This window comes from Actinomadura litoris, from assembly GCF_009733595.1.
Classification (GTDB): Bacteria; Actinomycetota; Actinomycetes; order Streptosporangiales; family Streptosporangiaceae; genus Spirillospora; species Spirillospora litoris.
The window spans coordinates 40,339-54,290 of sequence record NZ_WOFH01000004.1; the positions used below are offsets into that span (position 1 = coordinate 40,339).

At 72.2% G+C, this 13,952-nt stretch carries 15 protein-coding genes; 1 reads left to right on the top strand and 14 read right to left on the bottom strand.

Annotation, left to right across the window (positions count from 1 at the left end):
* The first annotated feature begins 48 nt into the window (after positions 1-48).
* Entirely contained in the window at positions 49-663 is a 615-nt protein-coding gene (locus GNZ18_RS11475; RefSeq protein WP_156216315.1) for a TetR/AcrR family transcriptional regulator, read from the top strand.
* A 79-nt stretch (positions 664-742) separates the two neighbouring features.
* Here GNZ18_RS11475 and GNZ18_RS11480 read toward each other — a convergent pair whose 3' ends face one another.
* The 14 genes from GNZ18_RS11480 to GNZ18_RS11545 all read right to left on the bottom strand — a co-directional run bounded on the left by GNZ18_RS11480 (position 743) and on the right by GNZ18_RS11545 (position 13,874).
* Positions 743-2,050 carry an amidohydrolase/deacetylase family metallohydrolase gene (locus tag GNZ18_RS11480; protein WP_156216316.1) on the bottom strand — a complete coding sequence of 436 codons (1,308 nt, stop codon included), beginning with the start codon at positions 2,048-2,050 and terminating at the stop codon, positions 743-745.
* Positions 2,051-2,080: 30 nt separating this feature from the next.
* Complete coding sequence (locus GNZ18_RS42045) at positions 2,081-2,563, bottom strand: RidA family protein (RefSeq protein WP_214619565.1); 483 nt, start codon at positions 2,561-2,563, stop codon at positions 2,081-2,083.
* 78 nt (positions 2,564-2,641) lie between these two features.
* Complete coding sequence (locus tag GNZ18_RS11490; RefSeq protein ID WP_216651247.1) at positions 2,642-4,237, bottom strand: aminotransferase class V-fold PLP-dependent enzyme; 1,596 nt, start codon at positions 4,235-4,237, stop codon at positions 2,642-2,644.
* A 272-nt stretch (positions 4,238-4,509) separates the two neighbouring features.
* Complete coding sequence (locus tag GNZ18_RS11495) at positions 4,510-5,472, bottom strand: LysR family transcriptional regulator (RefSeq protein ID WP_156216317.1); 963 nt, start codon at positions 5,470-5,472, stop codon at positions 4,510-4,512.
* A gap of 187 nt (positions 5,473-5,659) precedes the next feature.
* Positions 5,660-6,013, bottom strand: a complete 354-nt coding sequence (locus tag GNZ18_RS11500; protein ID WP_156216318.1) for a hypothetical protein — start codon at positions 6,011-6,013, stop codon at positions 5,660-5,662.
* On the bottom strand, positions 6,003-6,845 hold the full coding sequence (locus tag GNZ18_RS11505) for an ABC transporter ATP-binding protein (RefSeq protein WP_156216319.1): 843 nt from the start codon (positions 6,843-6,845) through the stop codon (positions 6,003-6,005). The genes GNZ18_RS11500 and GNZ18_RS11505 overlap by 11 nt, the downstream gene beginning before the upstream one ends.
* Positions 6,842-7,723 (bottom strand): ABC transporter permease, encoded by an 882-nt coding sequence (locus GNZ18_RS11510; RefSeq protein WP_156216320.1) that lies wholly within the window; start codon positions 7,721-7,723, stop codon positions 6,842-6,844. The genes GNZ18_RS11505 and GNZ18_RS11510 overlap by 4 nt, the downstream gene beginning before the upstream one ends.
* A complete protein-coding gene (locus tag GNZ18_RS11515; RefSeq protein WP_312874435.1) occupies positions 7,720-8,553 on the bottom strand; it encodes an ABC transporter permease in 834 nt (277 codons plus the stop codon). The genes GNZ18_RS11510 and GNZ18_RS11515 overlap by 4 nt, the downstream gene beginning before the upstream one ends.
* Entirely contained in the window at positions 8,550-9,686 is a 1,137-nt protein-coding gene (locus GNZ18_RS11520; RefSeq protein ID WP_156216321.1) for an ABC transporter substrate-binding protein, read from the bottom strand. Before GNZ18_RS11520 ends, GNZ18_RS11515 begins: the two co-directional genes overlap by 4 nt.
* 3 nt (positions 9,687-9,689) lie before the next feature.
* Positions 9,690-10,658 carry a sugar kinase gene (locus GNZ18_RS11525; protein ID WP_214619562.1) on the bottom strand — a complete coding sequence of 323 codons (969 nt, stop codon included), beginning with the start codon at positions 10,656-10,658 and terminating at the stop codon, positions 9,690-9,692.
* A 2-nt stretch (positions 10,659-10,660) separates the two neighbouring features.
* Positions 10,661-11,320 (bottom strand): RraA family protein, encoded by a 660-nt coding sequence (locus GNZ18_RS11530; protein WP_156216322.1) that lies wholly within the window; start codon positions 11,318-11,320, stop codon positions 10,661-10,663.
* A gap of 172 nt (positions 11,321-11,492) precedes the next feature.
* Positions 11,493-12,518: a LysR family transcriptional regulator gene (locus tag GNZ18_RS11535; protein ID WP_156216323.1), complete on the bottom strand. Its 1,026-nt coding sequence runs from the start codon at positions 12,516-12,518 to the stop codon at positions 11,493-11,495.
* 96 nt (positions 12,519-12,614) lie between these two features.
* Positions 12,615-13,103: a 2,4'-dihydroxyacetophenone dioxygenase family protein gene (locus tag GNZ18_RS11540; RefSeq protein ID WP_156216324.1), complete on the bottom strand. Its 489-nt coding sequence runs from the start codon at positions 13,101-13,103 to the stop codon at positions 12,615-12,617.
* A gap of 42 nt (positions 13,104-13,145) precedes the next feature.
* Positions 13,146-13,874: an SDR family NAD(P)-dependent oxidoreductase gene (locus GNZ18_RS11545; RefSeq protein ID WP_312874436.1), complete on the bottom strand. Its 729-nt coding sequence runs from the start codon at positions 13,872-13,874 to the stop codon at positions 13,146-13,148.
* Positions 13,875-13,952: the final 78 nt, after the last annotated feature.

A 13,952-nucleotide genomic window follows, 5' to 3' on the forward strand; every position in this document is an offset into this window, starting at 1 on the left:
GAGTGTGCTACTACCTTGACGGTAGCACGACTGTGCTAAAAAGAACCCATGCCGAAGATGGTGGATCCGGTGGAACGGCGGCGCGAGGTCGCGGAGGCGGTGTGGCGGGTCGTCCGGCGGGACGGGCTCGACCGCGCGTCGGTGCGCGAGGTCGCCCGCGAGGCCGGCCTCTCGATGGGCTCGCTGCGGCACTACTTCGCCGCGCAGTCCGAGCTGCTGGACTTCACGCTGCGGACGATCATCGAGCGGATCGACCGGCGGATCGCGGCGCTGCCCGAGGAGGCCGATCCGCGCCTGCGGGCGGAGCGGGTCCTGGCCGAACTCCTGCCGATGGACGCCGAGCGCGCCGCCGAGAACCAGGTCTGGCTGGCCTTCACCGCCCGCGCGCTGGTGGACCCCGGGCTTCGCGCCGTCCGGGAGCAGGCTCATGACCGCCTGCGCGACGGCTGCCGCGAACTCGTGCGCAGGCTCCTCCCCGACGAGGCGGACCACCACCGCGAACGCGAGACCGACCGGCTGCACGCCCTCGTCGACGGGCTGGCCGTCCACGCGGCCACGCGTCCCGACGTGTACACCCCGCACCGCATGCGGTCCGCCCTCGCGCTGCACCTCGACGAACTGGAGTGCGCGCCCCGGGGTCGCGGAACGGCGGGGTCAGGTTGAGCCCTGCCGGTGGTCACGTACGGGCGAGGGGCGGGGCCCCGGGCTCTGCGCCCGGCACCCCGCCCCTCGCCCGCTCAGGTCAGTGCCCGTCCTCCGGGCCCGGCAGCCGGCTCGGGTCCGGCGTCCATTTCTGGGCGGCCTTGCCGTTCAGGTCCCAGACCACCTTCCCGGCGCGGACCGTCAGCTCGGTCGACAGCTTCCGCTTGCCGTCGATCCGGTAGCCGAAGCTGTCCACGAACCCGAACCTGCCCTTCTCCAGCGTGAACACCGCGAGGTCGGCCGGTGCGCCCACCGAGAGGTTGCCCAGGTCGGGACGCTTGATCGCCTTCGCGGGCGCCCAGGTCGAGGCGTTGACGACGTCCTTCAGCGGCAGGCCCACCGCCAGGAACTTCGACATGACGTTGGACTCGTCCTTCATGCCGCCGTTCATGCTGGTGATGTGCAGGTCGGTGGAGATCGTGTCGGGGGTGAAGCCCTCCTTCAGCGCCGGGACGGCGACGTCCCACGCGAAGCTGCCGCCGCCGTGGCCCACGTCGAACAGCACGCCGCGCTCGCGGCCCTTCTTCATGCCCGGGTTGAGCTTGCCGTCCGGGCCCAGCTCGCCGCGGAGCCCGGAGTAGGCGTGCGAGTAGATGTCGCCGGGGCGGAGCTTCTCGGTGAGCAGCGTCTTCAGCGGACGCTCCGGGCGGTTGGCGCCGAAGTCGACCATCACCGGGATGTTCGCCTCGGTGCCCGCCTTGACCGAGTTCTCGACCGGCGTCCATTCCGGCCCCTCGTAGTGCGCCGTCTTGATGCCGACGATCGTCTCCGGGTGCTCCTTGGCCTTCGCCGCGGCCAGACCCGGGTCCATGTCCTTGAGGTTCTGCTCGTACTTCGCGCCGCCCATGCCCTCGCCGACGATGTTGATGAAGGCGAGGACGCGGGTCTGGGAGCGGTCGATGACGTTCTTCTTGAACAGGTCGAAGCTCTTCGCGCCCGACGAGCCCGCGTCCACCGCGGTGGTGACGCCGGAGCGGAAGGTGAAGCCGTCGGGGGCCAGGCCCGCCCAGCCGTTCCGGTACTCGCTCTCCGGGCCGGCGAACATGTGGGCGTGCATGTCGATGAGGCCCGGGGTGACGTACTCCCCGGACGCGTCGACGGTCTTCTTCGCGGCCGCGGTGTCGATCCGCTTCGCGACCTTGGCGATCTTCCCGTCCTTGATGGCGACGTCGCGGGTGGCGTCGACGTTGTTCTTCGGGTCGATGACATGGCCGCGCTGGATGACCAGGTCATAGGCTTCGGCGGCGGACGGCGCACCGCCCGGGGCCAGGGCGCCGAGGGCGGCGCCGAGGGTCAGGGTGACGGTGGCCGGGATGATCCGCCGGCGGAATCGGTCTCTCGCGTGCATCCGGACTCCAATCTCAGCTGAGGGCGGCACTCATCTGACGGCGATGCAGTCGATCTCCACGAGCGAGTCGCCGGGGATGCCCCCGGCGGCGGCGATCGTGGTGCGCACGCCGGGCGCGCGGCCCCAGCGTCCCAGGAAGACCTCGTTCATGCCCGCGTAGTCGTCCAGCGAGTTGAGGTAGACGTTGACCTTCAGCACCTTCTCCATGGAGGAGCCGACGGACTCCAGGTAGCGCTTGACCTCGTTGAGCACGTGGTTGGTGTGCGCGCGGATGTCGCCCTCGAAGTGCGCGCCGATGCCGGAGATGTAGACCATGTCGCCGTAGGTGACGATCGGGCTGAACAGCGGGTTCTTCGGCGGCTGCTGGCCGCCCGGGTAGTGGACCTCCTTGCGGGGCCGGTGCCCGCGTCCGGTGTCGGCGGACGCGGGGTCGGCGCCCGCCACGACCGGTACCGCGGCGACGGCCGCCACTGCCGGGGCCTTGCGGATGAAGTCCCGTCGGTTCGAGGACACGGTTCCTCCAGGGGGTGCGGGTGAGAAGGGTTCGGTGCGTTGACGTGCGGGGGACGGGGCGCCGGTGGGGCGCCGTCGTCAGGACTTGCGGGTGGCGCTCCAGGACGCCTTCAGGTATTCGCCCATGTCGAGTTCGCCGCTGATGCCGTTGCCCTTGAGCCTGCCCTTGAAGGCGAAGTCGAGGGCGTCCCCGTGCTCCTCGCCGTAGTGGCTGCGCACGGTCACCTCGTCGCCGCTGACGGTGCCGGTCACCGGCCGGCTCACGAACTCGCCGGTGTGGGTGCCGGTGATCTTCGCGCCGTCCTGGGTCAGCTTCAGCTCGTGCGCGGTGGACCTGCTGGCCGTGAACCTGATGTCCAGCGCCCAGGTGCCGCTCGCGTTGACGGTGGGCGGCTTGGGCGGCTCGGGCGCGGGCGGCGGGTCGCGGAGCAGCTTGACGAGCTCGGTGGCGATCGTCTTCGCGTCACCGCGCTCCAGCATGTACGGGGTGATGGACACGCCGGACTGGGCAGGGTCGCTGCCGCCCGCGGCGTTGATGGCGATGCGCGGCTCGCCGTTCCACAGGGCGTCCACGATCGTCTGGCCCTTGACGCCGAGTTTCTCGGCGTTCCACAGGATGGTGAGGCTCGGGGTCCGGTTGGAGAGCCCCTCCGGCTGGACGATCTTGGTGGTCAGGCCGCGGACCACCGAGACCCGGCGGGCGATGTCCCTCAGCCACGAGGTCCAGGTCGCGTACTCCGCCTTGTGGTCGCGCTGCACCCACATCTCCACGGCGGCGAGCATCCCCATCGCCTCTTCCTTGCCCACCTTGAACCCGCGGGCCCAGCCGTGGTGGGGCGCGCTGTGCATCCAGGCGGCCTTCACCAGGTCCTTGCGGCCGAGCAGGAGGCCGGCGGACTGCGGTCCGCGCAGGCACTTGCCGCCGCTGTAGGCGACGAGGTCGGCGCCCCGCGCCAGGTGGACGTTCGGGATGGTGAGGATCTCCGCCGCCGCGTCGACCAGCACCGGCACGCCCGCGGCGTGGGCGAGCTCGGCGATCGTCTCGGTGTTGAGTTCGTGCTTGTCGACGCGGGGCATCGCGAAGACGTAGACGAGCGCGGTCTGGGGACCGAGCGCCGCCTTGAGCTCCGCGCGGGTGTCCACCTCGACGATCTTGAGTCCGGTGGCGCTGACGGCCGCCTCGTACACGTTCCGGGAGTGCTTCGGGATGATCGCTTCGGTCTTCTTGAAGCCGGTCAGGTCCGGCAGCCGCACGTGGAGGTCGGGGTTGCCGCCCGCCACGCACGCCGCGCTCGCGTGCCCCAGCGCCGCCGAGGCGCCGGAGCTGACCATCCCGAACTCGGCCTTGGTCAGCTCCGCGAGCCGCTTGCCGATGGCGTCCGCGAGTTCGTCCAGCTGGACGTACTTGCGCGACGCCCTGTCGATCGCGTCGCGCACCTGGGGCAGCATCAGCGATCCGCTGAGGACGGTGTAGGTGCCGCGGCCGTTGATCAGCGGGCGCACGCCGATCGCCTCGTAGCCGGTCTTCGGGCCCTTCCCGAGGGCGGGCGCGGCCAGGCCGGCGTCCGCGGCCGCCACCGCCTCGCCGCCCAGCAGCGGTCCCAGAGTGAGCGCGCCGCCGACGGCCGCGCCGCGCCCGAGCATCGTCCGCCGTGATATTCCATCAGTTCGCATCCGGCCACCTCAGGCGACTCGTGGTTCGTGGTGCGTCACACGGTAAAGCGGGCGGGGGCGGGCGTTAAGCTCGCCGTTCGCATGGAAGTATTCGTTATTCGGATGGCGGCCGCCCGCCCGACACCTGGCGTGCCGGGGGAAACGCGGGCAGTTCCCGTGAACGGCGATCGCCGGCGTGGCAACCGTCAAGAATTGCGTTTTCCAGTAGCCGTAATGGCACATCGAATGCGTCCTCGAACACCGGCGGTTCAGGGACCGGTGCCGCCGGGAGGTCACCCGGCGGGCTGCGGCTGCCGCACCGGCGCGGTCAGCCTCGTGGTCCCGACCGGGATGTCCGACACCTCGATCTCGCGGAGCAGCGTGCGGGCCTGCGGCGTCAGCGGGCTGGTCGTGCTCCAGAAGACCGCGACGCGGCGGCCGCAGGGGACGTCGAGGCGGCGGGCCACCACGCCGCTCGTGTTGGCGGTGGCGACCGCCAGGAAGTTGATGACGCCGACGCCGAGGCCGCTGCGGACCAGGGAGACGAGCGTCTGCGGCTGGTTCGTCGCCTGGACGGCGTTCGGTTCGAGGCCGTGGTCGTGGAAGGCGCGGTAGGGCTCGAAGCCCGTCTCCTTCGGCGAGCCGAGCCGGCCGATGGTGATCACCGGGTACTTGGCGACCTCGGCCACCGGCAGCGGCTCGGGCAGGCCGGCCAGCGGGTGGTCCGGGCGGTGCACGACGATCAGTCCCTCCCGCCACAGCGGCCGGCACTCCACCGACGGCCCGGCCGGCGGCGCCATGGGCCGCAGGCAGATGTCCACCTCGCCCGCCGCCAGCGCCCCGTCGAGCTCCAGGGTGGATCGCTCCACCAGCACCACCTTGATCGCGGGACGGGTCCGCGCCATCCGCTCCAGCAGGTGCGACACGAACGCCGCGCTGGCGCTCGGATAGCTGCCGAGCGTCACCACCCCGCGGGCCGCGCCGCGGTAGCCGGCCATGGCGGCCTCCGCGCCGGCGAGCTGCCGCAGTATCGACCGGGCGTGGTCGGCGAGCACCACGCCCGCGTCGGTCAGCGACACGGGCCGGCGGTCGCGGTCGAACAGCGAGACGCCCGCCTCCCGTTCCAGGGCGGCCACGTGCATGCTCACCCGGGGCTGGGAGCGGTGGAGGACCTCCGCCGCGGCGCTGAAGCTTCCGGCATCGACGACGGTGAGGAACGAGACGAGCCATTCGAGGCGCAGATCGGTACGGAGCATGCCTTTGCTCTACCGCCGTGCCTGGTGGCGGACAATCCCGGTCGTGGTTTCGGATGGGGGCCGATCCGCATTCCGAATAGCCGTGCGGTCCGCGGCCGGGGGCGTGCGCACCATGTGCTCAGGGCATGGCCGCCGTCCGGCGCGGCCGCTGGTCGGACGGGGGAGGGGCGGCCGAGCGGCGGTCGGGTCAGGATCCTCGCCTCGGTACCTCGATGTGCCGGATCCAGTACTCGCGGGCCAGCGCGTCCACCCCCGCCGGCGCCACGCCCCGCAGGTGCACGACATGGCCGTCGGTGCCCGCGATGCGGCCGTGCTTCTGCAGGCGCAGGATGTGGAAGCGCTCCGGCGCGAAGCCGAGTTCCACGTCCACCGCGAAGCGGCCGCGGGCGTCGCGCTGCGCGCCGACACCCGGACCGACCTTGCCCTGGGCCTGGACGACCAGCCACAGCTGGTAGGCGAGCACGAGCGCGAGGACCACGGCGATCTTGCGGAGTGCCGGGCTCTTGGCGGCCCGGCGCGGCAGCGACGTCCTAGGCGGCATCGGGCTCGCCCCCCGCTTCCCCGCCGCGCGCGCCGCCGTCTCCCGCGCCCGCGCCGGCCCCCGCGCCCTCGTCGTCCCCCAGCAGCTCGTTGACCCGGTTCGCGATGCGGCGGAACTCGGGGAGCTCCGCCGCCTCCTGCCAGCGGCGCGGCCTGGGCAGCGCCACGTCCACGATCTCGCGCACCCGGCTGGGCCGCCGGGACAGCACCACGATCCGGTCGGAGAGGAACACCGCCTCGTCGACGTCGTGGGTGACGAAGAAGACCGTCGGGCGGCGGGTCTCGAAGATGCCCGTCAGGTCCTCCTGGAGCCTGCGGCGCGTCTGCGCGTCGATGCTGGCGAACGGCTCGTCCATGAGCATCACGGCCGGCTCGTTGGCCAGCACCCGGGCCACGCCGAGCCGCTGCTGCATGCCGCCGGACAGCTCGTGCGGGTACCGGTGCGCGAAGCCTTCGAGGCCGACGAGCTTGAGGAACTCCTCGCCCCTGGCGTTGCGCTCGGCCCGCGGCACCTTGCGCATGCGCAGCCCGAAGACCACGTTGCCCAGCACCGTCTTCCACGGGAAGAGCGCGTGGCTCTGGAACACCACCCCGCGGTCGGGCCCCGGCCCGTCGACGGGGCGGCCGTCGACGACGACCGTCCCGCCGGACTGCCGCACGAAGCCCGCGACGATGTTGAGCACGGTGGTCTTGCCGCAGCCGCTGGGGCCGAGCACGGAGACGAACTCGCCCTTCCTCACCGAGAAGGAGACGTCGTCGATGGCCGTGACCTCCTCACCGCTGTAGGTGTCGGTGTAGACCTTCCGCAGTCGGTCGATCTTCAGCGCGGTCATCCATCCGCCTCCATCGCGCGAACCATTCCCCAGCGTTCGACGGTCGCCCGCTCGAACGGGGCCAGAATCAGAGCGTCGAGCGCGTACCAGAGCGTGCCGAGCACCGCCATGCCCAGGAACACCTGGCTGACGTCGCCGACGCGGCGGGCGTCGAACATCATGAAGCCGACGCCGCTGGTGCCGACGATGATCTCGGCGGCCACCAGCGCCCGCCAGCCGTACCCGAGCCCGGTGCGGATACCGCCGGCCACCGACGGCAGCGCCCCGGGCACGATCACCTCCAGGAACACCCGCAGGCGGCCGGCGCCCAGGCTGCGCGCCGCCCGGACGAGCTCGCGCGGCACCTGCTCCACCCCGGCGACGACGCTGAGCATCAGCGGGAAGACGATCGTGTAGACGATGACGAACGTCACCGTGGTGAGGCTGAAGCCGAACCAGACGATGACGATCGGCAGCCACGCGATGTCCGCGACGGCCTGGAAGAACAGCAGGATCGGCCAGCAGGCGCGGCGCAGCACGCGGCTCATCGCCACGGCGAAGCCCAGCGGGAGCCCGATGAGCAGGCCGAAGCCGACGCCGTAGCACAGCCGGGTGAGCGAGTCCGTGAGGTAGCCGGGCAGGATGCCCTTCTCCATCAGCTCGCCGAACTTGTCCACCACGGCGGGCGGCCCGGCGAAGAAGGACTCGGGGAACACCTCCAGCGCGGCCAGCAGCCACCACAGGGCGACGACCGGCACGAAGGGCCCCAGCGTGCGGAAGGCGCCGCTGCGCAGGCACCGGTGCCACAGCCGCCACGCCAGGCCGCGGCGCGCGCCCCGGCGCCGGCCCGATCCGCGGCCCGCGCGCTTCTCGTCGGTGGAAAAGGTGGTCGAGGTCATCGGTCCCCCGCTCCCGTCATCCCCCAGCGCTCGACCGTGCGCCGCTCCAGCGGCGCCAGCAGGAGCCGGTCCATCAGCAGCCACAGCACACCGATGATCACCATCGACGCGATGATCACGTCGGTCTGGAAGTACTTCTGCGCCTGGAACAGGGCGTATCCGAGGCCCGCGTTGGTCGCGATGATCTCGGCCGCCACCAGGCCGCGCCATCCGTAGCCGAGCCCGACCCGCAGGCCGGTGACGATGCTGGGCAGGGCGCCGGGCAGCAGGACCTCCCAGAACATCCGCAGGCGTCCGGTGCCCATGCTGCGGGCGGCCCGCAGCACCTCGACGGGGATCTGCCGGACGCCGAGCATCGCGTTGTAGGTCAGCGCGAAGAACATCGCGTTCCACACGATGAAGATCACGGCACGGTCGCCGTAGCCGAACCACAGCGTCGCGATCGGGATCCAGGCGATGCCGGCGAGCGCCACCGAGAACCGCAGCAGCGGCAGGAAGAACGCGGACAGCACGCGGCTCGCCCCCAGCGCGACGCCGAACGGCAGCCCGGTGACCAGCGCCAGCGCCATCCCCAGGCCCGCCCGCCGCAGGCTGGCGCCCAGGTGCCGGAAGAGGTCCCCGCTCGACCACAGGTCGCCCAGCGCCCCGAGCACGTCGGTGACCTGGGGGAAGACGCGCATCTCCACGCCCGACACCCGCACCGCGACGGCCCACGCCGCCACCAGCGCCGCCAGCGGCCCGAAGAACCACAGCGCGCCCGTGGCGGTGGAGAGGAGGCCGCGCCGCCGCGCGGTCAGGAGGGCGCGGCGGCGCGCGGTCGGCGCCGTCACGACGGGCACGCCTTCTCGGCCGCCGTCCGCTCGAAGGTGTAGCCGTCCTGGATCTTCGCGGACGCCGGTGTCGCGGGCAGGTCCTGGAAGAGCTTCGGGTCCGCGGACATCACCTTGAGGATCGGGCCGGGACGGAAGAGCTTGTTGACGTCGAAGCCGGGCTTGACCTTCCCCTGCGCGGCCAGCAGCCGGGCGACGGTGTCGAGCGCGAGGTAGTTGCAGGCGGAGAAGCGCGGGTCGAGCTGCTTGACGTTGTGCTTCATCGCCTCGGCGGCCACCTCCTTCTTGGTGCCGGGCAGCCACCGGGTCGCGGCGTCGGCCGCCTTGTCCGGGTTCTGGCGCATCCACTGGTCGGTGGTCGCCCGGGCGGTGAGGAAGCGGCTGACGACGTCGGGGTGCTCCTGCGCGTACTTGGGGGTGGTGACGATGTAGCCGACGAACGGGATGTGCCCGCCGCCGCGCAGCACCTCCTTCGCGCCGTCCACCTGCCGCGCGATGGTGATCGGGAACGGGTCCCAGACGATGGCGACGTCGATGCCGCCCGACCTGAGCGCCACCGCCATGTCCGGCGGCTCGGTGTTCACGATCTTGACGTCGCCCGCCTTGAGCCCCGTCTTCTCCAGCAGCCCCAACAGGTACAGGTGGTTGATGGAGCCCTCGGAGACGCCGATGCGCTTGCCCCGCAGCGTCGTGAGGTTCCCGCCGTCCACGCCGGACTTCGCGCTCGCCACCACGGCCATGGTGTCGTCGATGCTGAGCCTGCTGGCGGCGCCGGTGTAGTTGCCGACCAGCACCAGGTCGAGGCCCTTCTGGGCGGCGGCGATGGCCGGCGTGCCGACCTGCACGAAGTCCACCTGGCCGGCCTGGAGCGCGTTGAGCGCGTCCACGCCGGTCGGGAACGGGTCGGCGAGCTTCACGTTGAGGTTCTGGTCGTCGAAGTAGCCGGCCTCGACCCCGGCCGGCAGGCCGAGCTGGTCGATCGCCGAGACATATCCCGCGGAGACCTTGGTCGGGGCGTCCGCGCCGCCGCCGCCCGCGTCGTCATCGACGGTGGACCCGCCGGAGCACCCCGCGAGCAACGACACGATGCCCGAGCAGGCCACCACGGCGAGGTGGCGTTTCACGCGCAACATGACTCATCTCCTGATCGGTCTGGACGGTTGGACGGGTCGGTGGCCCCCGGCGAGCGCGGCGTCCACGGTGCCGCGGCGGGGGATGGGGGTGACCGCGCCCGGGCCGGTCGTGGTGAGCGCCGCCGCCACCGCCGCGTAGCGGGCGGCCTCGGGCACCGGCTCGCCGTCCAGCAGCCGGGCCGCGAACGCGCCGTCGAAGGTGTCGCCGGCCCCGGTGGGATCGACCTGCCGCACGGGGTGCGGGTCGATCCGGGTGACCGTGCCCTCGTGGGCCACCAGCGCGCCCTCGGCCCCCATCTTCAGCACCACGATGGACGGCCCCCGCCGCACGAAGGCCGCCAGCACGTCCCGCGGGTCGTCCGCCCCGGTGAGGGCCCGGCCCTCGGTGAGGTTCGGCAGCGCGATGTCGCACAGCTCGACGGCGCGCATGATCACCGCGCGGGCGCGCTCCGCCGGCCAGAGCGCGGGCCGCAGGTTCGGGTCGTAGCTGACCAGCGCGCCGGCCCGCCGCGCCAGCTCCATGGCGTGGAAGCCCGCGTCGCAGGCCGACGGGCTGATCGCCTGGGTGATCCCGCTGAGGTGCACCAGGCGCGCCCGGCTCACGGCGTCCACCGGGATGTCCTGGGGCGCGAGCCGGCTGGCCGGGGAGTCCGCGCGGTAGTAGACGAACCTGCTCTCCGCCTCCGTGCGGGAGACGAAGTAGATGCCGGTCCGCCCGCCCGCCTCGCGCACGACGTGGTCGGTGCCGACCCCCTCCCGCTCCCACATGCGCACGAGTGCCGCGCCGAAATCGTCGTCGCCGATCCGGGTGACATAGCCGGCGCGGGCGCCCGAGCGGGCCGCGGCCACGGCGAAGTTGGAGGTGTCGCCGCCGTAGCCGACGGTGAACGCGTCGTCGTCCTGGATCGGCCGGGCGCCGTCGATCCTGGTGTTGAACTCCAGGAGCGGCTCGCCCACCGCGAGGATGTCCACGCTCAGATCCGGCCGTGCTTCTCGATGCCGCCGCGCAGCGAGCCCGACTCCAGGATCAGCGCGGTCTGCTCCCGCTCCCGCCGCTCGATCTCCAGCGCCGCCTCCAGGACCGAGGCGGCGCGCTCGGAGGGCACGCACACCACCCCGTCGGCGTCGGCGACGATGAGGTCGCCGGGGCGCACCGCCACGCCGCCCATCTCCACCGGTTCGTTCAGGGACACCGTGCGGTAGCGGCCCACGGTGGTCGCGGGCACGCTGCCGCGCGCGTAGATGGGGAAGTCCGGGTAGTCGCGGCGGATCTCCTCGACGTCGCGGACGCCGGCGTCGAGCACCGCGCCGGCCACCCGGTTGGCCACCGCCCCCGCCGCCATCAGCCCGCCCCACACGGCGACGTCGGCGCCGCCGGCGGCGATGCAGATGACGCTGCCCGCCTCCGACTCGTCGATGGCCCGCAGCGCGTGCTCCGGCGGGGCCGGCTCGGGCGAGGGCACCTCCAGCACCGTCGCCGCCGGGCCGACGAGCCGGCCCGCGCCGGGGAGCATCTGCCGGACGCTGCCGGACAGGAAGCCGCGGCGCCCGCCCAGTTCCACCGCGTCGGCCACCGACGCGGTCGCGATGGCACGGAATGCGGTGATGATATCGGCGGAAAGCGTCGTGGTCATGGCGGGCTCCGTTCTCTGCAAAAGCGTTCCCTGTAGCGCGCCGCATTCCGGGAGCGAAATTGGTCAGGCGTGACGGCCCGGTGGTGCGGCTACTGGAAACTGTAGAAGCGGATTGTCGGAGCGGTTAAGGCTGAGGCTCGAATGCAGGTATTCGACAAATGGATGCCGGCCGCTATACGGCGGCCGGCAGCGAGGGCGGGGCGGCGCCCGGCCGCCCGGCGCGGGTGCCCGCCGGGCCCCTGGCCGCGCCCGTCCGGCGCTCGGCGGACGCCGTCCACGGCCACGCGGGCGGGGCGAGCCGGCACAGGCAGTCCCGCACCGCCTCCACGGCGGGCGACCCGCCCTCGCCCTGCCGCCGCCAGAGGGCGACGACGCGCTCGAAGCCCGCGCCGGCGAGCGGGACCAGGCAGACGCCGTCGGTGTTGGCGGTGGTCATGGCGAGCGCGTTCGTGATGCCGACGCCCAGGCCGTGGCGGACCAGGGAGATCAGCGTCTGCGGCTGGTTGGTGCGCTCGCTGATCACCGGGTGCAGCCCGTGGTTGGCGAACGCGAGGTTGGTCTCGTACTGCTGGGAGTGGCCGTCGTCGATCTCCCCGATGCTGATCACCGGCAGCCTGGCGGCCTGCGCCAGCGTCACCTCCGGCTCGCGGGCCAGCGGGTGGTCGGCGCGGAACACGGCGACGAGCGGCTCGCGCCACAGCACCTCGCTGGTCACCCGGTCGGAGTTGACCAGCGGGTGCAGCGGGCGCGCGGCCAGGTCGACGCCGCCGTCGGCGAGCCGCTCGCCGATGTCCAGGCTGGTGCCCTCGTGCAGCACCAGGCGGACCTGCGGATGGGTCTCCCGCAGCGCCCGCACCGCCCGGGGGTACAGGTACGCCGCGACGCTGGGGTAGCAGCCCAGCCGCACCGTCCCGCAGACGCTCCCCGCCGCCGTCTCGGCGAGCAGGTCGAGCCGCCGGATGATCTCCTCGGCGTGCGGGAGCAGCCCGCGGCCCTCGGGGGTGAGGATGGCCGGCTGAACGGAACGGTCCACAAGACGCCGGCCGACCAGCCGCTCCAGGGCGGCGACATGGCTGCTGACACGGGGCTGGGAGCGGTAGAGGGTCCGGGCGGCGGCGGAGAAGCTGCCGTGGCGGGCCACCGCCACGAAGCTCGCGATCCAGTCGATGCGGTAGTGATGCGCGCTGTTGAGGTCCATGGCACGTCCTCCCAAACCGAGATCGTCGAGAACCTTACATGCGGCGCACCGATAGTTAAATGGTGCAGATCGGTTGTTGAGGCCCCTGGGGTGCCGTCAGCGGACGAACTGGTCGGCGTAGTCGGCGCCGAGGCCGTTCCGCGCGTAGTGGGCCCGGCACATGTCGATCTTGGTGAACGTGTCCTCGTAGCCGATCTGCTCACCGTGCTCGTCGACGTAGGCCATGGCGCCCGTGATGTTGAAGAACGTGACCATCTCGGGGCAGTCCGGGGGCACCTCCAGGGTGTGGATCTCGCCGGGGGGCTCGTAGACGAAGTGGCCGGCCTCGGCGACCCAGTCGTGCTCGTGGTACTGCCACCTGCCCTTGAGCACGTAGCCGAAGACGACCCCCGGGTGGCGGTGCCGCGAGACGATCCCGGCGGCGGTCACCTTGAGCAGGTTGCACCACTGCCCGGTCACGGTGTTGAACATCAGCGGCCGGAACCACACGTTCGGCGCCTGCGGCACCCAGACCCGGTCGTCGTCGGGCACCGCGGCCACGGCGATCTCCGGCGGCACGGCGGAGGACATGGGAATGGCGACCATGACATCGGTCCTTTCTGGGAATTCGGGAATCGGTGATCCGGCTCAGGCGGCCAGATATCCGCCGTCGACCGCCAGCACGGCGCCGGTGATGAACGCGGCGTCGGGACCGGCGAGGAACGACACGGCGCCCGCGATGTCCGCGGGCATGCCCCAGCGCCCCATCGGCGTGCGGTCGAGGATGCGGCGGCTGGTCTCGTCGCTCTCGTGCAGTTCGCGGGTCAGCCCGGTGCGGATCCAGCCCGGCGCGACGGCGTTCACCCGGATCCCCTCGTCCGCCCAGGCCACGGCGAGGGACTTGGTCAGCTGCAGCACGCCGCCCTTGCTGGCGCTGTAGGCCGGGACCCGGCCGCCGCCGAAGAAGCTCAGCATGGACGCGATGTTGACGATGCAGCCGCGCGAGCCGGCCAGCGCCGAGCGGGCGGCGAGGCAGCTGCGCATGGTGCCGGTGAGGTTGATCCCGACGACGTCGGCGAACACCTCGGACTCGAACTCCCGGCCGCGCGCGATGACGCCGACCGCGTTGATGAGGACGTGCAGCTCCTCGAACGCGCCCACGAACCGGCGGAGCTCGTCCTCCCGCCGGACGTCGAGCTCCACCCTCTTCACGTTCTCGGGCAGTTCGCGCACAGCGCCTGCAGCGTCGAGTCCGGCGGCGACGACGTCGTCCCCGTCGGCGGCGAAACGGCCGGCGATCGCGGCGCCGATCCCGCTGGTCCCGCCGATCACCACCACGGTCCGTCCCCCGGGCCCCGCAACGCGGTCATCGTGCACGGCTGTCTCCTCCAGTGTTCGGCTCCGATGCGTCGGACCCACTTGAACACAGGGGACGAACGGCCGTCAGGCCCCATA

Coding starts and splice junctions, on each gene's coding strand:
- GNZ18_RS11475 (WP_156216315.1), top strand. CDS start 49: ATGCCGAAGATGGTGGATCCGGTGGAACGGCGGCGCGAGGTCGCGGAG.
- GNZ18_RS11480 (WP_156216316.1), bottom strand. CDS start 2,050: ATGCACGCGAGAGACCGATTCCGCCGGCGGATCATCCCGGCCACCGTC.
- GNZ18_RS11490 (WP_216651247.1), bottom strand. CDS start 4,237: ATGCGAACTGATGGAATATCACGGCGGACGATGCTCGGGCGCGGCGCG.
- GNZ18_RS11495 (WP_156216317.1), bottom strand. CDS start 5,472: ATGCTCCGTACCGATCTGCGCCTCGAATGGCTCGTCTCGTTCCTCACC.
- GNZ18_RS11500 (WP_156216318.1), bottom strand. CDS start 6,013: ATGCCGCCTAGGACGTCGCTGCCGCGCCGGGCCGCCAAGAGCCCGGCA.
- GNZ18_RS11505 (WP_156216319.1), bottom strand. CDS start 6,845: ATGACCGCGCTGAAGATCGACCGACTGCGGAAGGTCTACACCGACACC.
- GNZ18_RS11510 (WP_156216320.1), bottom strand. CDS start 7,723: ATGACCTCGACCACCTTTTCCACCGACGAGAAGCGCGCGGGCCGCGGA.
- GNZ18_RS11520 (WP_156216321.1), bottom strand. CDS start 9,686: ATGTTGCGCGTGAAACGCCACCTCGCCGTGGTGGCCTGCTCGGGCATC.
- GNZ18_RS11530 (WP_156216322.1), bottom strand. CDS start 11,320: ATGACCACGACGCTTTCCGCCGATATCATCACCGCATTCCGTGCCATC.
- GNZ18_RS11535 (WP_156216323.1), bottom strand. CDS start 12,518: ATGGACCTCAACAGCGCGCATCACTACCGCATCGACTGGATCGCGAGC.
- GNZ18_RS11540 (WP_156216324.1), bottom strand. CDS start 13,103: ATGGTCGCCATTCCCATGTCCTCCGCCGTGCCGCCGGAGATCGCCGTG.